Origin of the sequence: Streptomyces sp. NPDC093064 (assembly GCF_044754605.1) — a bacterium.
In the GTDB taxonomy this organism is placed as follows: Bacteria; Actinomycetota; Actinomycetes; order Streptomycetales; family Streptomycetaceae; genus Streptomyces.
Genome location: NZ_JBIVPK010000009.1, coordinates 208,436 through 227,473, shown reverse-complemented (window position 1 = coordinate 227,473; position 19,038 = coordinate 208,436). Strand labels below are relative to the sequence as shown.

Below are 19,038 nucleotides of genomic sequence, written 5' to 3'. Positions count from 1 at the left end.
ACAAGGCCCCGGACCGATCATGATCCGGGGCCTTTGACGGCAGAGCGTGACGGCCATCGCCGTTCCTGCCTCGATGCCCCGCCTACATGGTTCGGAGGAGCGCCCTCGCGGGGAGCGCCGTTCAGCGGCTGCCATCGGTGCGGCTCGCGGCCGCGGCACCTGCGTCGCCGCGTAATCGGGGATTCCTGGACCTGAGGCGCCGTACCTCCGTCCACGTCCCCACAGCCGTACAACCAACACCCCTGCTCGCAAGTCGTGATCAAGGCGGCCTCATCCGCCGTCCCGATCCTGACCAGAGAGCCGAATGAACCCAGACAGACGCACGACCGCCGCGACCGCGACCGCGATCGTGCTCGCCACCGCGGGCGGCCTGCTCACCGCCGTCGCCACGCCCGCCTCCGCCGCGACCACCTGCACCTCGCCGGTCTACAAGCGGCAGTTCTTCGCGAACACCACCTTCTCCGGTACGCCGAAGAAGACCGACTGCGACTCGAAGATCGACGAGAACTGGGGCACGAAAGCCCCGGCTTCCGGCCTGCCGTCGAACTACTTCGGTGTCCGCTGGACAGTGACCCGCGACTTCGGTTCCGGCGGCCCCTTCTCCCTCCCGGTCGAAACACGTGACGGCATCCGCGTCTACCTCGACGGCGTCCGTAAGGTCAACCTGTGGAAGGACGTCTCGACGACGGTGAAGAAGACGGTCAACGTCACCATTCCGTCCGGCAAGCACACCCTGCGCATCGACTTCGTCAACTGGACCGGCGCCGCCAACGTCAAGTTCAGCTACGTACCGAGGACTTCGGCCACCGTCGACAAGGTCAAGCCGCTCACCCCGACGGGCACCACCGTCACGTACAGCACGGCGACCGGCAAGGCCAAGATCACCTGGTCCAAGAACAAGGAGATGGACCTCGCCGGCTACCGCGTCTACCGCCGCCTCAAGGGCAGCGCGTACCCCGCCAAGCCGCTGGCGACCACGACCTCCACGTCGTACACCGACACCCCGCCCCCGACCGGCCAGACGTACTACTACCAGGTCCGCGCGGTCGACAAGGCCGGCAACGAGTCCACCGGCACCGTCGACAAGGGCGTCACCACGCCCGACCGCACGGGTCCGGCCGCCCCCACGGGGCTCACCGCGCACGGCGACCTCCACGGAATAGTGCTCGGCTGGAACGCGGTGCCGGACGCGGCCGCTTACCAGTTGTACGAGAGGAACCCGGCCACCGGCTCGTACACGCTGGTGAAGGAACTCACCGGCACCTCGTACACGCACCCCGTGGGCCACAACGCGACGCCGCACACCTATGTCGTGCGCGCCCTCGACAGGGCCGGGAACCCGGGTCCGTACTCGGCGCCCGTCACCTCCGACGGCATCGACCGCACGGCCCCGGCCCCGCCCGTGAACCTGAGCGTGGTGCCGAGCCGGAACAGGGTGCTGCTCACCTGGAACACCCCGGAGCACCCGGCGACCGACGAGCTGATCAACGACGCCTACTTCACGGTGCTGCGCTCCAAGGGCACTCAGCTCGGCGCGGACACGGTGCGGGTCCAATGCGCCCAGGAGTGGCAGACGTTCAACCCCAGCCGGAGCGAGTACTCGTTCGTCTGCTACGACGAGAGCTGGGAGCTGGACACCACCTACACCTACGGTGTCGTCTTCACCGACTGGCAGGGCAACGAGTCCGCTCCCTCCAACACCGTCACGGTGACCACCGCCGACCGTGTCGCGCCGCAGCCGGTCACCGGACTGACCGCGACGCCGCGCGCCGACGGCATGCTGCTGCGCTGGAACGCCTCGGCGGAGAACGACGTCGCCTCCTACCGCGCCGTGCGCGGAGCCCGGCAGGCCGACGGCTCGGTCAAGTGGCTGGGCACCTGCGTCCTGGGCCAGGACGACCCGCTGGCCGCGCTGTGCATCGACGTCCCGGACGGCGAGTCGTACGTCTACGCGGTCTACGCGGTCGACAAGTGGGACAACGCCACGGCCACCGCCGACTGGGCCACCGTGACCGCCACCGAGTTGGACACCACCCCGGCCGAGTCGATCGGCCAGGACAAGGGCCCGCTGTACGGCAGTGGCGGCTGGACGGCCTCCAAGGCCGCCGGGCCGGTCCAGTGGCACTGCTCCGGCGCCATCTGCGCCTCGGTCACCGAGTACCGGGTGAGCCGCTGGAGTCCCGAGACGCGGACCTACGACCTGCTGGGCACCGTCGCGCCCACCGGCGATTACTACCAGTCCTACAGCGACCCCGCCCAACCGCTCGGCTCGATCTCCTACTACCGCGTGGTCGGCGTCCTCGCCGACGGCACCGAGACCGCGGCCGCGCACCCGTGGAAGATCCGGCCGGACCTGGTCTGAGCACTTCCCTGAACACGCCGAAGGGCCGGGAGGCTCACCCTCCCGGCTCCTTCACGCTTCTGGGGTTCGCCCGGCGGGCCAACACTCGCCATTCCACTCAATCTCACCCCTCGCCCATGGGAGTCTGAATGCCCGTTCGCCCAGCCGTACCCAAAATCGCGACGGTTGCGCTCTGCGCTTCGCTCCTCGTCACCGGATGCTCTGGCAGCGGTCTCTCCGTGGCCGGGCAGGAGAAGTCCCCTCCCCCGAGCGCTCAGGAGGTCGCCTACTACAGGTGCTTGGAGAAGAACGGCCTCGCCTTGGAGGCGCGGAACGACGGCCGGCTCCGTGTGGACAAGGACCAGAACGACGACGCGTCCATGGGCAGCGCCGAGGCGAAGTGTGTGGACCTCCTGCCCGACGTGGCATCCGCGGCGCCTGCTCCGGGCGCGTTCGTGGCCAAGGTCCGGAAGTTCAGTGCCTGCGTACGCGAGAACGGGTTCTCCGAGTATCCAGATCCCGATCCGACGACGGGAGATGTCGACGTGTCTGGTCACCAGGCAGAGAAGTTCAAGACGCCCGAGTTCGCCCTCACTGCCAAGAAGTGCTCCCGAGCCTGGACTCCGGCGCGCTCATCGTCCTCAACCCCGACGCCGTGACCAGAACCGGCCGCTCGGAGTGGGCCTGCCGCTCGGCGAGACGTCGTACTTCCGGATCAACGGCGTCCTCGCCGACGGCACACCGGCCGCCGTGGTGCACTACTCGGCGGCCAGGGGCGACTACATGCAAGACGCTACCGCTTCCGTGGTCCGGCAACGGCAGCGTTGACCGTGGTGCGCGCCGTCCCCCACCCGGGGGCGGTGCGTCTGCGGGCAGCGCACGGTTTCCGGCAGAACAGGCGTCGGCCTTCAGGGCGGCGGCCCGTACCGTCGTCGAGCTTCGCGTCTGTACTCGGCGTCACGAGCCGCAGCGGAACGTCGCCGTCCGGGCGAAGGCCGTATCAAGGCGGCATCAAGTACGTGTAAAGATTGCCGAGGGCAGGCAATGTATTGCCACCCGATCGCATGGCAATATGCAGGCCGGGGAGATCGCCGAATGAAAGCGGGGCCCGAATGAACTGGTTTGTGGGTCTCGGTATCGCGGGACTGGTCCTGCTGGTGCTCTCGCTGATCTTCGACGGGATCCTGGAAGGCCTGTTCGGCGGGGTGCTGGACGGGTTGTTCGCCGGGCTGCTGTCGCTGCCGGTCATCGCCGGATTCGTGTCCATGCTCGGCTTCGGCGGCGCGATCGCGCTCGGCACCACCGGTCTGGGGGTCACGGGGGCAACGGCGATCGGCGTGGTGGCGGGCGTCGCCGCGGGCTGGTTGACGTGGAAACTCAGCCGCGTCCTGATGCGGGAGCAGGGCTCGGCCGCTCCACAGGGCGACGATCTCGTCGGCGGCTCCGGTTCCGTGGTGACCGCTATTCCGGCCGAGGGATACGGCGAGGTGCTGGTGTATCTCGCCGGGCAGCCGCTGAAGCTGGCCGCGAAGTGTTCGGTGCCCGTGGCGCGGGGTGCCGAGGTCTGGGTGGAGTCGGTACTGTCCGCGACCTCGGTCGCGGTCCGGCCGGTCGAAGACTGACCGTCAGAGCGGCGCGCCACACCACGAGGCCCACACGCCAGCCCCTTCATCTTCCTTCATCGTCCTTCATCTTCCTTCCGCGTCCGTTCCTGATCCGTTCCAATCCGCCGTCCCCCGGGGAGGGCTGAGGGGATTCCACACATGAGCCCTGTACTGATTGCCGTGATAGGAGTCGTCGTACTCCTGGTCCTGCTGGCCCTCGCGGTCGTCACCCGCTACAAGGTCGCGGGTCCCAGCGAGGCGTTCATCGTCACCGGACGGCGCGGCAAGAAGTCCACCGACCCCGAAACCGGCCGCGTCTCCACCGACAACAGCGGCCAGAAGGTCGTGGTCGGCGGCGGTGTCTTCGTCGTGCCCTTCGTCCAGCAGAAGTTCACCCTCGACCTGTCCAGTCGGCACATTCCGGTGGCCGTCCGGGGCGCGGTCACGCTGCGCGGGGTGAAGGCCAACCTGGAGGGCGTCGCCATCGTCAAGGTCGGCGGCACCGAGGACTCGATCCGCGCCGCGGCCCAGCGCTTCCTCCAGCAGCAGGACGGCATCGTCGGGTTCACCCAGGAGGTGCTGTCCGGCGCGCTGCGCTCCATCGTCGGGCGGATGTCCGTCGAGGACATCATCCGGGACCGGGCAGCCTTCGCCGGACAGGTCGCGGAGGAGGCCGAGGCCAGCCTGTCCGGGCAGGGTCTTGTGCTGGACGCCTTCCAGATCCAGGACATCACCACCGAGGGCTCCTACCTGGAGGACCTCGGCCGGCCTGAGGCAGCCCGCGCCAAGCAGGAGGCCGACATCGCCGAGGCCGTGGCCCGGCGCGCTTCCGAACAGGCCCGCCTCAAGGCGGAGGAAGAGATCGCGATCGCCCAGCGCACCTACGCCCTGAAGCAGGCCGAGATCAAGGCCGAGACGGACGAGGCCGCCGCCCGCGCCAACGCCGCCGGCCCGCTCGCCGAGGCCGCCCGGCAGCAGGAGGTCCTGCAGGAGCAGGAGAAGGTCGCCGCCCGGCAGGCCGCGCTGACCGACCGCGAACTGGACACCCAGGTCCGCAAGCCCGCCGACGCCGACCGTTACCGGGCCGAGCAGGAGGCGGAGGCCCACCGCATCGCCCTGGTCAAGGAGGCCGAAGCGGCCGCCGAACGGGCACGGCTCACCGGTGAGGGCGAGAAGGCCCACCGTGCGGCGCTCGCCGAGGCCGTTCGTATCGAAGGTGACGCCGAAGCGGCCGCGATCGCTGCCAAGGGCGCGGCGGAGGCCGACGCCATGCACAAGAAGGCCGACGCCTTCGAACGGTACGGCGACGCGGCGGTGCTCCAGATGCTGGTCGAGGTGCTGCCGCAGGTCGTCGGCAAGGCGGCCGAGCCGCTGTCGGCCGTGGACAAGCTGACCGTCATCTCCACGGACGGCGCGGGCCAACTCCCTCGCGCGGTCGCCAACAACGTCGCCCAGGGCATGGAACTCCTCAGCTCCACCACTGGCGTCGACCTCGCCCAGCTCCTCCAGGGCCTCTCCGGACGCGGCACGACGAAGATCCCGGCGCAGGTCGAATCATCGGCTCCGGCATCGGCCGAACCGTCCCACGGCAAGATCGACATCACCGAATAGAACACAAAACGGGGGGACACCGCTGACCACGGAGCCCGGACGCCTGAGTGGCGCCCGGGCTCCGCTGTTTCCCGGCCCTCCTGCACCGCCGGCTGTGTTGAGCAGTCCGAGGAGTTCGGCGCGCAGGGCACGGTGGGCGAAGTGCAGGTCAGCGTCTCTCCGTTACTTGTCCGCTCGGTAGAGCTGGATGTCCTTGTTGACGAAGAGGTGGACGTAGCCGCACCGCCAGCAGATCAGCCCGGTGGCGCTCTCGTTGGCCCAGGCCAACTTCATGAACTCCATGCCGGTGCTGTTGAGCAGGACCTCCCGCTCTCGGAACAGGTCTCCTTGGCAGACCTGGCAGGTGAGCCAGACTTCCCCCAGTGCTGCACGTACCGGCTTTGCCATCGAGTGAACGCCCCCGTCCTTACCGTGTTGACGGAACGAGACTACGAGGCAGTCCGAGCCGCTCACAGCCCGGGGAGGGCGCAGTAGGGTCTTCTCGTCGTGCTGCGGGGAACACCAGGCATGAACTCTGCGGGCGGTCACGCGCCGTTGCCCTTCCCGCGCAGGGCAGCTCAGCAGCCGCCCCTGGACGCCACAAGCTTCCCCAGCTCAGACCATGAGTCTCCTTGGAGTACCTCCTCCGGGAGTGACCGAGCCGGGCTGCCCCCGCCGCTACGCGCGGCGGGGGGGCTTTTGACCGTCGCTCGGACACAGGTGACGTGGTGCTGTCCTTCGGTCAGGCGGTGACGGTGAAGCCGTGCTTCTTGCCGAGCTTGGTGAGGGATTCCTTGCCGGGGATGCCGTCGGCGGGCTCGCCGGGCTTGCGGCCGCGGTACCCGCACCGCTCCTGCCAGCCGCTCATGGCGTCCTTGGTGGCCGTGCCGTAGTGGCCGTCCAGGTAGGTCTTGGCGAGCAGGCCCTCGTTGACGAGAGCGGCCTCCACGGTGCGCACCCCGGCGTAAGTGACAGGCGTGCCCTTCGCGGCCGGGTTCGACTTCGCCGCGGCGATCAGCTTGGACAGCGACACCTTCGGCTTGGCCGGGACGGGCAGCTTGGTGGTGGGCGGCTTGCTGTCGAGCCGTTTCGCGACGCGGTCGAGGACCTGCTCCCAGTCCATGCCGGGCCCGCGCGGGTCGACCTTGCCGGGCTGCCAGTCCAGGTGCCGCAGCGCCGACCGGGCGCCCCACCCGTGCTGCCGGCAGATCGCGGCTATCACGCGGACGATGGCCTCGATCTGCTCGGTCGGCCACGGGTCCTTGTTGTCACCGAGGTTCTCGCACTCGAAGCCGTAGAAGGCCCGGTTGCCGTCGACGGTGGCCTCGTTGTCGACGGGCGGCCGCCGCTCTGCGATGACCGCGGACAAGACGTCCGGGTCTCCCAACCCTGCATGGTTGGCGCGGCCCCAGCCGACCACGTGCACGCGCCCGTCCTTGGCGATCATGCCGTGACAGAGCGGGCCGGGCAGTCCGGCATACCCGTCGCGCACGATCTTCACCGTGTTCGCCGTGCCCTTGGTGACGGTGTGGTGGATCATCACCCCGTGCACCGGACCCCACGGGCCCTTCGCGTTGCGGTTGTGGTTCTTCCAGTCGCCGACCTCGACGACGGTCACGCCCTCAGCCTTCAGGGCGGCGAGGAACTGGGCAGCAGTAAGTGGCGTGGCCACGGGCACCTCCAGGTGTGAGAGACGACGGTGATCCAGATGCGGTCGCCGGCAGCAAAGACCTGAGGGGTCGTCGCCGACACGGCGACCGCCGCTGTCGAATTGCCAACGTAGGCGCTCACGTCCGTGTTTGACCCGGAAATGCAGTTGATGATCAGCGGGTTGGCGAACCCGGATTACCTGGGCGAGGCCTCATGCTCGCCGCTCGCGAACAGCGACGTGTGGGGGAGCCTGGATGTCCTCCGCGGGAGGTCCGACCGGAGTGAGGCCCGCGCCTCACTCCGGTCGGTGATGGCCGTCGCCCGTGAGGTGTTCAGGACGCCCGCAGGAAAGCCGATCGCGCCGCCTTGCCGAGGTACGTGAAGCGCGTGTCGCCCGCGAGGTGCTTGTCGAGCGCTTCTTTGATGCCCGGCCACTTCGGGTCGCGGTAGTCGTCGAGGACGACGATCCCGCCGGGTGCCGCAATCTCCTCCGCCCACTCCAGGTCCTTGGCGACGCCCTCGGCCGAGTGGTCTCCGTCCACGATGATCACGCCGTAGCGGCGGTCGGAGACGGCCGCGCGGGTCTCGGGGTCCTCCGAGAACCCCTGCTGGATCCGGGCGGCGACGCCCGCGGGGCCGGCCAGCGCAAGATTCGTCCGGACGGCGTGCTCGTCGACAGGCGTGCCCGTGGGGTCGGGCCGCTGCTCGGTGCCGGGCTGCAGTTGCACGCCGGCGAAGGGGTCGACGATGGTCAGGATCGGGCTGCGGCCGTCGCGCTCCAGCATCCGGACGAGTCCGGCGGAGAACATGCCGTACAGCGTGCCGATCTCCAGGACCTCGTCGTTCGGCGGGTCGAGCAGCGGTATCGAGCCGAGCTTGCCGCAGATGTTCATGGTGCCGCCCGCGATCCGGCCCACGCCCAGCGACTCCAGTGCGACCAGCAGCCGGTAGGCCGCGGCGACGTTGCGCTCGGCCGCCTGGCGGTCGCCGCCGCCGAGCGCCGCGACCTCGGCCTGGAGACGGTCCATGGCGCCGGGCACGACGATCCGGGAGATGCCGCGGGCGCGGGGGCCGACCAGCAGGTCGAAGGTGTACTGATGCTGTCTCAGCACCTGGATGTCGCGCTTGAGCTCTTCGCTCTGCGACTGCGATCGGGCGACGGCGGAGCGGACCTGCCGCTCGATCCGCTTGTCGAGCAGCTCGGCGACGGGACGGAGCAGGCGCCGGGAGACCGAACTGCGAAGCAAGGAGCGGCTTTTCATGAAACCGATGACCTCGATCATCTCGCGACGAATTGACCCGGTGCCAGCACGGATCACAGGTAAGGAAAGGCTAGACGTGCCCCTTTCGGGCGGAAGGCCACGGAGTCGTCCGGCGGGAAAACTTCTGCCGAACTCCGCATTACGGTGATGCGGGGACAGGGTGTAAAGGACATTCACCCGCACGATGACGCGCCCCGGAGCAAGCGCGTCTTTCATGCGGCGTCGCCCGCGTAGGAGACCTTGTAGGTGACCTTGCCGCCGGCGGGCGGGGTGTCCGTGAAGGAGAAGCTGCCGTCCGCCTTGGTCTTGACGGCGGCCAGCGCCTTGCCGTTCGGCGACCCGACGTCCGTGCGGGTCACCTTCAGGGCGGTGCCCGCGGCGGGCAGCGTCTTCGAGGTCAGCTTGCCGGTGGTGGTGAGCTTCTTGGCACGTTCCGACTTGGCGGGTGCCGACACCTTGAGGGGGCGCCGTAGTAGCCCTGCTGGCCCGGCAGTCTGCCGGTGAAGTCCTCGACCGTCCGCTCGCTGCCGTCGTAGCCGCGCCACTGGTACGGCGCGGTGGAGCCGTCGCTCGTCTCCCGGCGGTGCAGATAGCCGGTGTCTCCGGAGGCGTACAGCACGTCCTGCACCGGCGTGTATCTGTCCGGCGCGGTCAGCACCAGCTCCGCCGGTTCGGTGTCCCCGGCCCGGGCGACCGGTAGGGACGGTGACGACGGGGACGGCGGCAAGGGCGACGACGAGGGTGAGACGGCGGGCGGTATCGCTTAAATGTTCGATTTTAATCCACGCTAGGCACAGCGCAGCACGGGACGGAGACGTCACACCCGCCCGCCGAGCCTCGTCAGCCCAGTGGTTCACTCAGCTCGATGGAGCGCAGGGCTGCCGCCAGAGCTCGTTCGTCGCCGACGTCGAGAGCCGTGTCGGTCAGTTTGATGACGTGTTCGTCGCCGTGCTCCAGGGCCAGTTCGACAACCTCTTCGGGGGTCGGGGTGCCCGGTGGGGTGTATGCGGCCGGGGCGTCCGGCGCGTACATCGCGGTCACCGCCGCGGAGGCCGTCCAGGCGGCCCGCAGGCTCGGTGCCCACAGGGGGCGTGGGAGCGCGGGCAGGACGCGCAGGACGGCGTTGGGCGCCGTGGCCGCGTGGACCAGCATCGTCGCTTCGCCATGGCCATGGGTGGCGTACCGGTGGGTGGCCGCCCGCACCAGCTCGGTGAGGTGGCGGTGCGCCGCGTCGGGGTCCGTGACCGTGGCCGCGGTCGCCCAGGTCGGCAGGCCCCTGACACGCGCGAGCCGGGTGGGGAAGCCGCCGTCCCGTTCGGCGATGGGCGTCACCGCGTCGAGGGCGGCGGCCGCGCTGTCGGCGCCGGACAGCGGGACGAGGCCCGTGACGGGGTGGTGGCGGGCCGCCCAGTAGCCGAGGCCGTGGGCGAGTTCGGTCAGACGTGGCTCGGTGGCCTCGCCGGCGAGGAGCGTGCGGACCGCGTGGCCCACCCGGATCACCGGGTGCGTCGAGCCGCCGTACATGCCGGGCAGCAGCCGGGGCCACCACTCGCCGAGCACGTCGCGCCAGGGGCGCTCGGCGACCTCCTGCCCGAAGTAGCCGATCCAGTCGGCGGCGCGGCGCGGATCACCGAGCGCGCGCTGCCAGTCGGCGGCCGTGACCGGTTCGACGCCGGACGGGAACTCCTCCAGCCTGGGTGCGTACAGATCGAGCCAGCGGTGCACCGAACGCGCCTGTCCGCGGGCGGCCAGCGCCTCGACGGCCATCGGCGCGTGATTGGTGAGCCGCCCCAGCCGCTCCGGCCCCGAGCTGTGCAGTCGTTGGAGTGCCTCGTCGAGAATTCCCGTCGTATCCATGGCAGGGAAGGTAGGCGGGACTCCGCGGCCGCGTAACGGGCTGAAGGCTTAGTCCCGGACCTAGGACCGATGCCAAGTGGCCTTCGCCGGCGACTGCCCGGCTGACCTGGCCGGTCGGTGATCCAGGAGACTGCGCCACGTTCGCGAAGGACCAGGTGCGGCGCGGGAACTACACGGGGCTGCGGCTACCGAAGAGCCCATGAGGCGCACCGCCCACAAGCACGGACACACGGGCCGAAGCGGATCGGCCCCCAGCCCCCAGCCCCCGATCACCCAGCCCCCGATCACTCAGCCGCCGAGCCACCCGGCCGCCCAGTCACCCGGCCATCCAGTCACCCACCCGCAGGCCCGGGTCACCCCAGACGGCGTACCGGCTCGCCCGCCAGGTACGCCCGGATGTCCTCCACGGCGTCGCCGTAGTACGTCGCGTAGTTGGCCTGTGAGACGTAGCCGAGGTGGGGCGTGGCGAGCAGGCGCGGGGCGGTGCGCATCGGGTGGCCGGCGGGGAGCGGTTCGACGTCGAACACGTCCACTCCGGCACCGGCGATCCGGCCCTCGTGCAGGGCGGCGAGCAGTGCGTCCTGGTCGACGATGGCGGCACGCGAGATGTTGATCAGGTACGCGGTGGGCTTGAGGAGGGCGAGTTCGGCGGCGCCGAGCAGGCCGCGCGTGCGGTCGCTCAGCGCGAGGTGGACGGAGACGAAGTCGCTGCTCGACAGCAACTCCTCCTTGGAGGCGGCGAGTTCCACGCCCACTTGGTCGGTGCGCTCCTTGGTGAGATTCCGGCTCCAGGCGCCGACCCGCATCCCGAAGGCGAGGCCCACCTGCGCGACCCGGCTGCCGATCTTGCCGAGGCCGAACAGACCCAGGCGGCGGCCCTGGAGATCGGCGCCGACGGTGGACTGCCAGGGGCCGCCCGCGCGCAGCGCGTTGTTCTCGGTCACCAGGTCGCGGGCGAGGCCGAGCAGCAGCGCCCAGGTCAGTTCCACCGGCGGGGTGGAGGAGCTTCCGGTCCCGCACACGGTGACGCCGCACCGCTCGGCGGCGGCGTAGTCGATGACCGAGTTGCGCATGCCGGAGGCGACGAGCAGCTTCAGGCGGGGCAGGCGGTCGAACAGCGCGGCCGGGAAGGGGACGCGTTCGCGCAGGGTGACGACGATGTCGAAGTCGGCGAGCGCGTTGGCGAGTTCGTCCTCGTCCGAGATGTGCTCGCGGAACGTGACGATCTCCACTCGGTCCTCGACCGAACTCCAGTCGGCGGAGGCGAGGGCGGCGTCCTGGAAGTCGTCGAGCACGGCGCAGCGCAGTGGCATGTCGGTGGTCTCCGTCCTTGGTTCGGACTGATCAGTCGGTTCGATCACACCACTGTCCGGCGAACCTGGTGGACCAGGGGCGACAAGGGCTCGTACTGTCGAACGCGGGCAGCCACAGGGACGACCACACTCGAGACGATCAGAGGTGCCATGACGGACGCCATGACGGACGCCACCGAAGCCACCGCTCCCGCCGCCGGATTCGCGGACATCCCGACGACCACGCTGGCCGACCTCCTCGGCCGGGCGCAGGTCATGGACATCGGCATCCGCCCGCTGTGGTCCCCGGTGCCCCGCGTGGCCGGGCCGGCGTTCACCGTGCGGTGCCCTCCCGGTGACAACCTCATGCTGCACGCGGCCATTCACCGTGCCGCCCCGGGCTCCGTCATCGTCGTCGAGTCCGGCGACCTGGACTACGCCCTGGCAGGCGGCAACGTCTGCGCCGTGGCGCAGCGCCGCGGCGTCACGGCCTTCGTGCTGGACGGCCTGATCCGCGACCTGGGTGAAGTTCGCGAGGCGGGCTTCCCCGTCTTCGCCCGGGGCGTCATCCCGATCCCGGGTGGCAAGAAGACCGTGGAGCCGCTCAACACGCAGGTGACCTGCGGCAGGGCGAAGGTGAGCGCCGGCGACGTCGTGGTTGCCGACGAGGACGGCGTCGTGGTGGTCCCGGCCGCCCGGAGCGAGGAGATCCTCGCCGCCGCACGGGCCCGGCTGGCCGAGGAGGCGGACGAGACCCTCGACGCGTGGGAGGAGGCCCACCGCACCCGCGTCCACGGGATCCTGCACGACCAGGGCTTCGAGAACTGACACCGCCCGGACGGGCCACAGCCGTTCGAGGCAGGGGGACCTCGTTCACCGGGGCCCTGCCCGCCGGATCACCATGACTACCACTGGGCGTAGATCTTGCCCTTGGTGTCGTGGACGGTGACCCGGGACACGTAGTCCCAGGAGCCGCTGCCAGGCTTGACGTCGGCGGTGGCGTACCAGACGCCCCATCCGGGCTTGCCGGGCAGCTCGATGAGCTTGCCGTGCACCGTCCCGTCCACCGTTTCGACCTCCACGCTGGACGCGGTGCCCTTGCCGCCGTAGTACACGCCGGAGAGGTAGATGCTGCCGTCCCCGGACTCCTCCTGGAGGTTGACGCCGGGGTTGCTCCGAGCGATGTTGCCGTCGGCCACGCTCCGGAACTGCGGGTCGGGTGAGGCCGGCGACGTCCAGTGCTTGCCCTCGGCCGTGAGCCAGAGCTCGAAGCCGGGGACGGCCGTCACATGCTCGCCGGAGGCGACGATCCGCGGCGTCGGGGCCGGGGCGGCCGGCGAGGCGGAGGGCGAGGTGGAGGGCGAGACGGACGCGGACGCCGCCGGGGACGTGACGCTGGGGGCGCCGGATTCCGTGCCGGGCAGCACGACGACGGCCAGGGGCACCAGCAGCAGCCCGCACCCGGCGCCGAGTACGGCCGTCCGCCGCCTGAGCCGGATCCGCCGGCCCTGGCGCTCCACGGCCGCCAGCGGCAGCGGGGAGGGTGTGATGTCGTACGCGACCTCGGTCAGTGCCCGACGCAGCCGTTCGGTCTCGGCGTGTCCCGGGGCTGGATCTGCTTCGGTTCTGGGGTGATTCATCAGTGGGCTCCGGAGACGGGATGGGAGCGGTCGGAGGCGCCGGAGGCGTCGAAGGCAGGATGAGATCGCAGAGCCGCGAGGCCGCGCCGCGCATGGGTCTTGACCGTTCCGATCGAGCAGTCGAGCACCTCGGCGATGTCGGCTTCGGCGAGGTCCTCCCAGTAGCGCAGCACCAGCACCGTCCGCTGCCGCGCGGAGAGCGTGGCGAGCGCCTCCATGACCGCGGCGCGGCGCTCGACGGACTCGGCATGGCCGTTGTCCGGCTGGTGCACCCGCTCGGGCAGGAACGGCATCAGCAGATGCGTGACGCGTCTCCTGCGGATCCGGCTGAGGTTGTTGTTGACGAGTGAGCGTCGTATGTAGAAGTCGACGTCCTCGTGCGGGATGCGCCCCCAGCGCGCGTACACCTTGGCCAGGGTGGTCTGCACGAGATCCTCGGCTTCGTGGTGGTCGCCGGTGAGCAGGACGGCGGTCCGTAGCAGACGAGCCCAGGCCGCACCGGCGTAGGCGGCGAAGTCGGTGCTCCCGGAGGAGGCTGCGAATCTCTCGTACTGGGGCACGGATGCGGTTCCTGTGGGTCGGGTACGGGGAGGAGAAGAGCCCGGGCGAGCCGGGGCGGGGACCGCGGCGGGTCCCCGCCGGGGGATCAGCTCAGCGACAACCGGGCGTAGATCTTGCCCTTGGTGTCGTGGACGGTGACCCGGGACACGTAGTCCCAGGAGTCGCTGCCGGGCTTGACGTCGGCGGTGGCGTACCAGACGCCCCATCCGGGCTTGCCTGGCAGCTCGATGAGCTTGCCGTGCACCGTCCCGTCCGCCGTTTCGACCTCCACGCTGGACGCGGTGCCCTTGCCGCCGTAGTACAGGCCGGAGAAGTAGGCGCTGTCGTCCGTGATCTCGGACTGGAGCGAGACTCCGGGGGCGTTCCTGTCGATGTTGCCGTCGACGACGCTGCGGAACTGCGGGTCGGGTGAGGAGGGCGTCGTCCAGTGCTTGCCCTCGGCCGTGAGCCAGAGCTCGAAGCCGGGGACGGCCGTCACGTGCTCACCGGGGGCGACGACACGGGGCGTCGGGGCGGTCTTCTTCGCCGTCGCCTGCACGGCCGTGACGGCCCGGGCCTTCGAGGCCGAAGCGGCCTGGGTCTGCGCCGCCCCCGCCTTCGTGACCGTGCCGTGCGGTGCCGCCGCGGGCACGGCGTACGACACCGTGGCCATCCCCGCCACGGCGGCGGTGACGGCGGCGCAGGTCAGATACTTCAGCGTCCGTTTCATGAACGGGCAACTCCTAGCGGAACACGGACCCTTGGGGGATCCAGGCTGACGGTGGGAAGGAGGGCGCCTCTCCACCCGTTCAAACCCCTCCGGGTTCCCTTCCGGATGACACCCCCGCGGAATTTCTTCGCGAGCGGCGTTCCGGGCCGACGCGCGCCCGGGCGCTGTTCCCGCTCCGCTCGGCGCCCGGCGGCGATAATCGGGGCATGATCCCCTCACGGTGCGCCGTCGCGGCCGAGTGCTCGTGTTCCCGGTCCGGGCAGGGGCCGTTCGCGGACGGCGGGGGCGCCGGATGAACGTCGGTGAGGTGCGGCGGCGGCTGCTGGGCGACCTGCTGGCGGTGGGGGCCCCGTACGGGCTGGCGCTCGCCGGTGGGGACGCGGTGCGGGCGCACGGGCTGGTGGACCGGCCCGGCCGGGACGTCGACGTGGCCACCGAGAGCCCGGTCGAGACCGGGGACATCGTCGCGGCGGTACGGGCCGGCCTGGAGGAGCGCGGCTGGCGGGTGCGGACGTCGGGGACGGAGCCGCTGGCGGCCCGGCTGGTGGTCGGTATCCCGGAGGTCGGGGCCGGGGCCGGGGCCGGGGAGGAGTACGCCGTGCAGGTGCTCAAGGAAGTGCTGTGGCGGCCGCTGGAGGCGGGCGAGTTCGGCCCGGTCCTCTCCGTCGAGGACCTCGTCGGCACCAGGGTGCGCGCACTGGCCGATCAGGGGCTCGCCCCCGACCTCGTCGACGTCCACGCGGCCGCCGACCGGTGGAGCCACCCGGAGCTGGAGGAACTCGGCCGCCGCCACGCCGGTGACGCCCTCGACCTCAGCGATCTGCAGACCCGGCTCGTCGGCGCCGAATGGATCGACGACCGCGAGTTCGCGGCCTGCGGGCTCGACGACCGGGCCATCGCCGAGCTCCGCCGCTGGGCCCAGGAATGGGCGGACGACATCGGCGAACGGCTCGCGGAGTCCTCGGCGCCACCCGACGACGAGTGACGCCACCTCCTACGACCGACCGACCGCGCGCCGCCGCCCGTCCCCTCCCCGCCCGTACCTACGGCAGCCCGCAGCCCGCCGCCCGCAGCCGGGCCCCTCGCCAAGGGATCAGCCGGTGATCACCGTCAGCCCCTCCGGAGCCGACACCTCCGCCGATCCGTCGGCCCTCACCGTGATGTCCAGGCGGCCTCCGGCGACTTGGAGCCCGGTGAGCGTCAGCGGGCCGTACGTGCCGGCGAAGCCCGGGGTCACCGTGAGGGTGCCGGCGGGGACGTCCGCGCTCAGGCCGAGGGCCGACTGGAGGACGAGGACCGAGGACGCGGCCGCCCACGCCTGGGGCCGGCAGGACGCCGGATAGGGCGCGGGGCGCGGGCCGGCCTCGATGCCGTGGCCCGCGAAGAGTTCGGGCAGCCGGGCGTCGAAGCCCGCGGACGCCGTCAGCAGGCCGTCCGCCAGCGACGCCGCGGCGTCCGGGAAGCCGGACCGGACCAGGCCGTGCACGGCGATCGCCGTGTCATGCGGCCAGATCGAACCGATGTGGTAGCCGTACGGGTTGAAGCCCACCGCCTCGCTGCTCAGCGTGCGCAGACCGTGGCCCGCGTCCAGGTCGCCGCCGGAGAGCCGGGCGGCCAGGAGCGCGCTCTCCTCGTGGTTCAGCAGACCCGTGCCCAGGAGGTGGCCGAAGCCCGAGGTGACCGTGTCGGCCGGCCTGCCGTCGCCGTCCAGCGCGACCGCCGGGTACGGGCCCCGTTCGTCCTCCACCCAGAAGCGCTCGCGGAAGCGCGCGGCGAGCCGGTCCGCCCACTCCTCCCACTCGTCGGCCCCCGGGCGGCCGAAGGACCGCAGCAGCGCCGCTCCGCCGCGGGCGGCCTCGTAGGCGTACGCCTGTACCTCGCACAGCGCGATCGGCGGCTGGGCGAGGCTGCCGTCGCGGTACCGGATGGAGTCGCCGGAGTCCTTCCAGCCCTGGTTGGCCAGGCCCCGGCCCGACAGGTCGACGTACTTGAGGAAGCCGTCACCGCCGGCGTCCCCCTGGTCGCGCATCCACGCCAGCGCCGACTCGGCGTGCGGCAGCATCCGCTCGACCTCCTCCGGCGCCAGGCCCCAGCGCCAGGCGTCGTGGAGCAGCGAGATCCACAGCGGGGTGGCGTCCACCGTGCCGTAGTACACCGGTGGGAGCGAGAACGTGTCGCTGAACGCCGAGGTGTCGCGCCGGACTTCGTGCAGGATCTTGCCCGGCTGTTCCTCGGAGGCCGGGTCGGTGACGCCGCCCTGGCGGCGGGCGAGGGTGCGCAGGGTGCCGGCCGCGAGCTCGGTGCCGAGCGGGAGCAGCATACGGGCGGCCCAGAGCGAGTCGCGGCCGAAGAGCGTCAGGAACCAGGGAGCGCCCGCGGCGAGGAACTGGTCCGGCCGGTCACCGGGCGAGCGCGGGTCGGTCAGGCGCAGGCGGTCCAGGTCGGCGAGGGACTGCTCCAGCCACCGGTCGAGGCCCCGGTCCGCGCTGCGCAGGACGGGGGTGCGCCACGGTACGGAGTCGGCGGGGGGCGCCGGGAACTGGTCGCCGTCCACGTGGGCCGCGGTGCAGCGCAGGGTGACCGTCCACGAGGTACCCGGCTCCAGGGCGATGTCGTACGACAGCCGGCCCGTCGCCACATCCAGCGCGTCGGGTGCGGGCTCGCTGGTCAGGCGCACGGCGAACCCGTCGCTCGCCCAGGACAGTTCGTCGGTGCCGGCGGCCTGCGGGGGCGCCATCTCCACCAGGCGACCCGACTTGACCTGCTCCATGGTGGCGAGGTCGGTGGCGGCCGTGACCGTCAGCCGGAAACGAACCGACTGGGTGCCCGCGTTGGTGACTTCGAGGACCTCCTCGAGCCGGCCGGCGGCCGTGGTCCGGCGCCGGTGCAGGGCGACCGCGGGGTCCGCCGTCACCTCTCCGAGCCCCCGCAGGATCGACCGGAAGTCCGCCCGGTCCGCCCCGCGCAGCCCGTGCCCGACCGGCGCCAGCGGGATGCCGTCGGCCGCGACGGTCAGCCGGGAGAGCGCCCGGCGGTCACCGTGGAAGAAGCCGTCCGCGCCGCCGCCGAGGGCCCCGTCGGCGCGCGAGATCACGAAGGTCGGGGCGTACAGCGTGACGACCGCGTCGTGCAGAAACGGCTGAAGGCCCTCGGTCACCGCAGGGGGCGGCGTGACCGAGCCGTTGGTGTCGGGGGTCTTGACAGTCGAGTCCAAGGGAGTAGAACCTCTCAGCGTTTGATCGTTCCAAAGACACTAAGTGACTCGTCAGAGCGCTGACAATGCTTTTGGAACGCTAAAACACGCTCATCGTTCCCTCTGCACGTCGGAGGCCCGCAATGGCCCGCTCCAGCAACGACCCGCCCGCCAGGGGCGGCCCGGTGACGCTCGCCATGGTCGCCCGCCGGGCCGGGGTCTCCCCGCAGACCGTGTCGAACGCGATCAACTCGCCGGACCTGCTGCGCTCCGAGACCCTGGAGCGGGTCCGCCGGGTGATCGACGAGATGGGCTACCGCCCCAGCCGGGCCGCGCAGACGCTGCGCACCCGCTCCAGCAAGCTGATCGGCTACGGCATCCTGCCCTCCCCGGCCAGCAGCCCCGTCCTCGACCGGTTCCTGCACGCCCTGTCGCAGGCCGCCGACGAGGCCGGCTACCGGATCCTGCTGTTCGCCTGCCAGCCCGGCACGCCGACCCTGGACGGCTACGAGGAACTGCTCGACCAGCACGAGGTCGACGGCTTCGTGCTCAGCGGCACCGAGCACAACGACCCACGCCAGGCCTGGCTCACCAAGCGGGACGTGCCGTTCGTCGCCTTCGGCCGGATGTGGTCGCGGCGGCAGATCGGCGACTGGATCGACGTCGACGGCGCCTCGGGCACGGACGCCGCCGTGGAGCACCTGATCGGCCTGGGGCATCGCAGGATCGCCTTCCTCGGCTGGGGGCGCGGCTCCTCCGGCGCCGGTGACGACCGCGCCGAGGGCTGGCAGCGGGCCATGAAACGGCACGGGCTGCCGACCCGCGGGCGCCGCGCGCAGAGCGTGAACGACATCGACGCGGCCCGCGCCGCCGTGAAGCCGCTGCTGGACGCGGGGGCGACCGCGGTGGTCGCGGCCAGCGACATGCTGGCGCTCGGCTGCTACCAGACGCTGCGCGAGCGCGGATCCGTCCCCGGCCGCGACGTCGCCGTGGTCGGCTTCGACGACTCGCCGACCGCCGAACTCCTGTCCCCCGCACTGACCTCCATCGCCCAACCGCTGGAGGAGGTCGGCCGGGAGTGCGTACGGCTGCTGCTGGCGCGGATGGCCGCTCCCGACGCGCCGCCCGAACGCATCCTGCTGCCGCCATCCCTGGTCGTCCGGGACAGCACCCGCGCACCCGCTGCGGACGCGGTCGCGCCCGCTGTCTGACGACGGCCCGGCAGACGCCGGGCACCAGGGCCGGCGCCGCCCCAACTGGCGCCGTTCCACCCCGAGTTCTTTCCTCCTCCACCCCCCGGCCGTGATGCGCGCCGCCGGGCGGAGCCGCCACTCACATC

18 protein-coding genes and 1 pseudogene are annotated in these 19,038 nt (G+C 71.2%); 9 read left to right on the top strand and 10 right to left on the bottom strand.

The window, feature by feature from the left end; genetic code table 11:
- The first annotated feature begins 304 nt into the window (after nucleotides 1–304).
- From ACIQFZ_RS14410 to ACIQFZ_RS14390, 5 genes are all read left to right on the top strand, one after another.
- Entirely contained in the window at nucleotides 305–2,362 is a 2,058-nt protein-coding gene (locus tag ACIQFZ_RS14410) for a PA14 domain-containing protein (protein WP_402691325.1), read from the top strand.
- Nucleotides 2,363–2,640: 278 nt separating this feature from the next.
- Nucleotides 2,641–3,000: a hypothetical protein gene (locus tag ACIQFZ_RS14405; protein WP_402691324.1), complete on the top strand. Its 360-nt coding sequence runs from the start codon at nucleotides 2,641–2,643 to the stop codon at nucleotides 2,998–3,000.
- A 19-nt stretch (nucleotides 3,001–3,019) separates the two neighbouring features.
- Entirely contained in the window at nucleotides 3,020–3,169 is a 150-nt protein-coding gene (locus tag ACIQFZ_RS14400; RefSeq protein WP_383056209.1) for a hypothetical protein, read from the top strand.
- Between the two features lie 284 nt (nucleotides 3,170–3,453).
- Nucleotides 3,454–3,963 (top strand): hypothetical protein, encoded by a 510-nt coding sequence (locus ACIQFZ_RS14395; protein ID WP_365427013.1) that lies wholly within the window; start codon nucleotides 3,454–3,456, stop codon nucleotides 3,961–3,963.
- Between the two features lie 141 nt (nucleotides 3,964–4,104).
- Nucleotides 4,105–5,556 carry an SPFH domain-containing protein gene (locus tag ACIQFZ_RS14390; protein ID WP_365427016.1) on the top strand — a complete coding sequence of 484 codons (1,452 nt, stop codon included), beginning with the start codon at nucleotides 4,105–4,107 and terminating at the stop codon, nucleotides 5,554–5,556.
- 162 nt (nucleotides 5,557–5,718) lie between these two features.
- Here ACIQFZ_RS14390 and ACIQFZ_RS14385 read toward each other — a convergent pair whose 3' ends face one another.
- The 4 genes and pseudogenes from ACIQFZ_RS14385 to ACIQFZ_RS14370 all read right to left on the bottom strand — a co-directional run.
- Nucleotides 5,719–5,943 carry a hypothetical protein gene (locus tag ACIQFZ_RS14385; RefSeq protein ID WP_365427019.1) on the bottom strand — a complete coding sequence of 75 codons (225 nt, stop codon included), beginning with the start codon at nucleotides 5,941–5,943 and terminating at the stop codon, nucleotides 5,719–5,721.
- Nucleotides 5,944–6,277: 334 nt separating this feature from the next.
- On the bottom strand, nucleotides 6,278–7,207 hold the full coding sequence (locus ACIQFZ_RS14380) for a peptidoglycan recognition family protein (RefSeq protein WP_365776139.1): 930 nt from the start codon (nucleotides 7,205–7,207) through the stop codon (nucleotides 6,278–6,280).
- 310 nt (nucleotides 7,208–7,517) lie between these two features.
- A complete protein-coding gene (locus tag ACIQFZ_RS14375; protein WP_365776138.1) occupies nucleotides 7,518–8,447 on the bottom strand; it encodes a class I SAM-dependent methyltransferase in 930 nt (309 codons plus the stop codon).
- 218 nt (nucleotides 8,448–8,665) lie between these two features.
- Nucleotides 8,666–8,908: pseudogene (locus ACIQFZ_RS14370) on the bottom strand (Ig-like domain repeat protein); the annotation flags it as partial.
- 135 nt (nucleotides 8,909–9,043) lie between these two features.
- On the opposite strand from ACIQFZ_RS14370, the gene ACIQFZ_RS14365 reads away from it, so the two are divergent.
- Entirely contained in the window at nucleotides 9,044–9,214 is a 171-nt protein-coding gene (locus ACIQFZ_RS14365) for a hypothetical protein (RefSeq protein WP_383056216.1), read from the top strand.
- 73 nt (nucleotides 9,215–9,287) lie between these two features.
- Here the strand turns inward: ACIQFZ_RS14365 and ACIQFZ_RS14360 are convergent, their stop codons facing one another.
- Together ACIQFZ_RS14360 and ACIQFZ_RS14355 are read right to left on the bottom strand one after the other, a co-directional pair.
- Complete coding sequence (locus ACIQFZ_RS14360) at nucleotides 9,288–10,304, bottom strand: questin oxidase family protein (protein WP_402691323.1); 1,017 nt, start codon at nucleotides 10,302–10,304, stop codon at nucleotides 9,288–9,290.
- Nucleotides 10,305–10,657: 353 nt separating this feature from the next.
- Nucleotides 10,658–11,617 (bottom strand): D-2-hydroxyacid dehydrogenase family protein, encoded by a 960-nt coding sequence (locus tag ACIQFZ_RS14355; RefSeq protein ID WP_402691322.1) that lies wholly within the window; start codon nucleotides 11,615–11,617, stop codon nucleotides 10,658–10,660.
- A gap of 162 nt (nucleotides 11,618–11,779) precedes the next feature.
- On the opposite strand from ACIQFZ_RS14355, the gene ACIQFZ_RS14350 reads away from it, so the two are divergent.
- Complete coding sequence (locus tag ACIQFZ_RS14350) at nucleotides 11,780–12,424, top strand: RraA family protein (protein ID WP_402691336.1); 645 nt, start codon at nucleotides 11,780–11,782, stop codon at nucleotides 12,422–12,424.
- Between the two features lie 77 nt (nucleotides 12,425–12,501).
- On the opposite strand, the gene ACIQFZ_RS14345 is transcribed toward ACIQFZ_RS14350, so the two are convergent.
- From ACIQFZ_RS14345 to ACIQFZ_RS14335, 3 genes are all read right to left on the bottom strand, one after another.
- Nucleotides 12,502–13,236 (bottom strand): hypothetical protein, encoded by a 735-nt coding sequence (locus tag ACIQFZ_RS14345; protein ID WP_365432824.1) that lies wholly within the window; start codon nucleotides 13,234–13,236, stop codon nucleotides 12,502–12,504.
- Nucleotides 13,236–13,796, bottom strand: a complete 561-nt coding sequence (locus ACIQFZ_RS14340) for a SigE family RNA polymerase sigma factor (protein ID WP_365432821.1) — start codon at nucleotides 13,794–13,796, stop codon at nucleotides 13,236–13,238. The genes ACIQFZ_RS14345 and ACIQFZ_RS14340 overlap by 1 nt, the downstream gene beginning before the upstream one ends.
- 86 nt (nucleotides 13,797–13,882) lie before the next feature.
- The gene (locus tag ACIQFZ_RS14335) at nucleotides 13,883–14,506 is read right to left on the bottom strand and encodes a hypothetical protein (protein ID WP_402691321.1); all 624 of its coding nucleotides are present in this window, start codon (nucleotides 14,504–14,506) and stop codon (nucleotides 13,883–13,885) included.
- A 292-nt stretch (nucleotides 14,507–14,798) separates the two neighbouring features.
- Between ACIQFZ_RS14335 and ACIQFZ_RS14330 the strand changes: the two genes are divergently transcribed.
- Entirely contained in the window at nucleotides 14,799–15,491 is a 693-nt protein-coding gene (locus ACIQFZ_RS14330; RefSeq protein WP_383056228.1) for a hypothetical protein, read from the top strand.
- A gap of 108 nt (nucleotides 15,492–15,599) precedes the next feature.
- On the opposite strand, the gene ACIQFZ_RS14325 is transcribed toward ACIQFZ_RS14330, so the two are convergent.
- Nucleotides 15,600–17,720 (bottom strand): glycogen debranching N-terminal domain-containing protein, encoded by a 2,121-nt coding sequence (locus ACIQFZ_RS14325; protein WP_402691320.1) that lies wholly within the window; start codon nucleotides 17,718–17,720, stop codon nucleotides 15,600–15,602.
- 122 nt (nucleotides 17,721–17,842) lie between these two features.
- Here ACIQFZ_RS14325 and ACIQFZ_RS14320 point away from each other — a divergent pair, with 122 nt between their 5' ends.
- Entirely contained in the window at nucleotides 17,843–18,910 is a 1,068-nt protein-coding gene (locus tag ACIQFZ_RS14320; RefSeq protein ID WP_365433158.1) for a LacI family DNA-binding transcriptional regulator, read from the top strand.
- Nucleotides 18,911–19,038: the final 128 nt, after the last annotated feature.

What these genes read in the sequence shown, in the direction of transcription:
- ACIQFZ_RS14410 (WP_402691325.1), top strand. Translation starts at nt 305, where the DNA reads ATGAACCCAGACAGACGCACGACCGCCGCGACCGCGACCGCGATCGTG.
- ACIQFZ_RS14395 (WP_365427013.1), top strand. Translation starts at nt 3,454, where the DNA reads ATGAACTGGTTTGTGGGTCTCGGTATCGCGGGACTGGTCCTGCTGGTG.
- ACIQFZ_RS14390 (WP_365427016.1), top strand. Translation starts at nt 4,105, where the DNA reads ATGAGCCCTGTACTGATTGCCGTGATAGGAGTCGTCGTACTCCTGGTC.
- ACIQFZ_RS14385 (WP_365427019.1), bottom strand. Translation starts at nt 5,943, where the DNA reads ATGGCAAAGCCGGTACGTGCAGCACTGGGGGAAGTCTGGCTCACCTGC.
- ACIQFZ_RS14375 (WP_365776138.1), bottom strand. Translation starts at nt 8,447, where the DNA reads ATGAAAAGCCGCTCCTTGCTTCGCAGTTCGGTCTCCCGGCGCCTGCTC.
- ACIQFZ_RS14360 (WP_402691323.1), bottom strand. Translation starts at nt 10,304, where the DNA reads ATGGATACGACGGGAATTCTCGACGAGGCACTCCAACGACTGCACAGC.
- ACIQFZ_RS14355 (WP_402691322.1), bottom strand. Translation starts at nt 11,617, where the DNA reads ATGCCACTGCGCTGCGCCGTGCTCGACGACTTCCAGGACGCCGCCCTC.
- ACIQFZ_RS14350 (WP_402691336.1), top strand. Translation starts at nt 11,780, where the DNA reads ATGACGGACGCCACCGAAGCCACCGCTCCCGCCGCCGGATTCGCGGAC.
- ACIQFZ_RS14345 (WP_365432824.1), bottom strand. Translation starts at nt 13,236, where the DNA reads ATGAATCACCCCAGAACCGAAGCAGATCCAGCCCCGGGACACGCCGAG.
- ACIQFZ_RS14335 (WP_402691321.1), bottom strand. Translation starts at nt 14,506, where the DNA reads ATGAAACGGACGCTGAAGTATCTGACCTGCGCCGCCGTCACCGCCGCC.
- ACIQFZ_RS14330 (WP_383056228.1), top strand. Translation starts at nt 14,799, where the DNA reads ATGAACGTCGGTGAGGTGCGGCGGCGGCTGCTGGGCGACCTGCTGGCG.
- ACIQFZ_RS14320 (WP_365433158.1), top strand. Translation starts at nt 17,843, where the DNA reads ATGGCCCGCTCCAGCAACGACCCGCCCGCCAGGGGCGGCCCGGTGACG.